General features: G+C 59.8%; 1 pseudogene. It reads right to left on the bottom strand.

The window, feature by feature from the left end:
• Positions 1-94: 94 nt before the first annotated feature.
• Positions 95-2,529: pseudogene (locus N5D20_RS24610) on the bottom strand (Tn3 family transposase); the annotation flags it as partial.

The raw sequence follows: 2,529 nt of genomic DNA on the forward strand, positions 1-2,529 counted from the left end.
GGTCGGCAGGGAATCATTACGTACAGGGCCAAAAGCTGCCTAAGCGACTGAATTTCAAGGTTGATTGCTCGTCTCTCGGGCAGGCTCTCCCCATCTATGGGGTCTGTTCAAGCACCTTGGCTGTGTAGCTCAGCGGCGCCACTTCCCTTTCAAGATCCAGGTGGTAATCGCCGAAGCGATTGATGTGGCTGGTCCGATAAGGCGACAGGCCGGCCAGGATCTCGGGCGTCAGTTCAATCCCCTCCTTCCTCATCTCGGCCAAGGTCCGGCTCATGCCTTCCACGTTGTGGAGGATGATCATGTTGGCCACCAGCTGGCTGTACTTGATGATCTTGCGCTGCTCGTGTTGGACGTTCTCAGCAATGATCCCCTGGCTGCCAAAGAACACCCATTTCACGAAGCCGTTGTATTCCTCGCTCTTGTTGGTCGCAGCATGGATCGTTTTGCGGATCTCGTTGTCATCAATGTAGCGCAGCAAGAACAGCGTTCGGACGGCCTTGCCAAGTTCTCGGAATGCGAAGTACAGCTTGTTCTTCCGGCTGTAGGTGCCCAGCCGGCGCAGGATCGAGGACGCGGTGATCTTGCCCAATCGGATTGAGATCACCACCCGCAGCATGTCGTGGAGATGGGTGGCGATCAGTTGCCAGTCGATGCTGTCCCCGAACAGTGCCTGGATGTTCTTATAAGCCCTACCCGGTTCGGGCCGAAAGAATGTCAGGTCCTTGATGTTCCGGATCCGGGGCATCAGCTGGATGCCCAGCATGTGGGCCAGGCCGAAGACCGGGTAGCTTTGGGCCTGCGTGTCGCCATGGACGATCTCAGGCTGGATGTCGGAAGTGTTGGCCAACAGACCGTCGAGGATGTAGATGCCCTCGTGCACGCCACAGGGAATGAAGTGGCTGAAGAGCGCCACGTATTTATCGGACACATGGTAGTAGCCGATGCCACCGTAGCCGCCGTAGCGGATGTGATACTCCGACAGCAGGTTGTCCTCGTAGACGCTCCACTTCGTGCCATCAGCTGATGCGCTCTTGCCGCTGCCCCAATAGCCAGGCAGGTCGAATTTGTTGTAGGTATTGATGACCTCCACGATGGCCTTCTCAAGCACATCCTCGGTCACGTATTTCAGGTTTAGCCAAGCGACTTGGCGCCGGCTGAAGCCCTTGATCGACCGCGCCGTCTGCGTCGGCCCCAGGTTGCAGCCATAGCAAAATAGCGTGGTGATCACACGTCGGGGCAGATCTTCGACCTGGCTCTCGGTGCCGGCGATCGGGCGGAAGAAACGGTGCAGATCCAGCCATTGGCTGGCATCGATCAGGACATCGACGATGCTGGATTCTGGAAGCCGTTCGGCGATGAGGCGATCCACGGTGGTAATCGCGCTGGAGACTTCGGCGCGTTGCCCCTCCGCAGCACCAGGCGCCCATCCAGGATGTCCGCATGTACGTTCTCCGGGAAACGCGCGTCGACCTCATCGGCCAGGGAGGTCAGTTGTGCACGTAATCCCGCCACGAAAGACTCGGCGTCGGTGGGCAGGCCTGACACCTGGCCGTAGGCTTCCAGTTCCTGGGCCAAGGTGGCTTCATCGACCAGCTGCTCACGGTAGTCATCAAACCGTTCGCTGCTGGGAATGAAGAGATCTCCGGACTTCAGTTCGTCCTTGACCTGCACCAGCACGGCCAGCTCGAAGTACTTACGGTGCATCCAGCCGGCGCCGGCTGCACTGGCCCGCTTGCCGAACACGTGCTGACGCCAGAGCTTGGACATCCAGTCAAAGTCCTTTTCCGGGTCCAAACCGAGGGAGGCGACCTCGATCAGCTCACGGCGCTGGTTGCGCAGCGAGAGCACCGCTGCGATCAGCGGCTCCATGCCGGCGTCGTGGCTGGTCGCCCGAAGTTTCATCAGCTCCAGCCCATTGAACAGCAGCGGCCTGACCGCGCCATAGGGCTGCAGCATGAATGGCAGGTAGTTCTTCCCGGCGTAGGCCATATGTTCTTCGCATTCGGCCAGCAAGGTCGACACTTCCGCTTCCAGGCTGTTGTCGATGGCATCCACGCGCTGACTATCGCTGCCGTCGAGCTGATAGGCCTGTAGGATTTCCTTGAGCTGGCCGATGAGGAAGTCGGCCCGTTTGGCATGTTCGAGCTGGTAGGCCAGCAATTTCTGCTGGGCCGTGTTCTCCAGCCCGCGCACCTGCTTGATGAACAACTCGGCTGCATCATCCAGTGTCTTGGCATGCTGGGCGCGAATGAAGATGGTGGCCAGCGCATAGCGCTTGTCCGGAGCCAGTTCGGCCAGCTCGCTGGCGTCATAGGCCCGAGCCATCGCACGGAACTGCTTGAGCTTGGGCACCGGCACATCAATGGGAGGCAGCTGGTCGGCCAACTGCTGCAGCATGCGGATGTGCTGCAGATAGAACCGAACTTCCTTGTTGGTGGGCCGGCCGGGCTCGCGCTTGAGTGATTGCCAGCCGGTGAACCTGGACCCTTCCGGTGCGCGCAGCAGTTCGTCGATGAGCGTGCGCGTGGC

This window comes from Stenotrophomonas sp. GD03877, from assembly GCF_029840555.1.
In the GTDB taxonomy this organism is placed as follows: domain Bacteria; phylum Pseudomonadota; class Gammaproteobacteria; order Xanthomonadales; family Xanthomonadaceae; genus Stenotrophomonas; species Stenotrophomonas geniculata.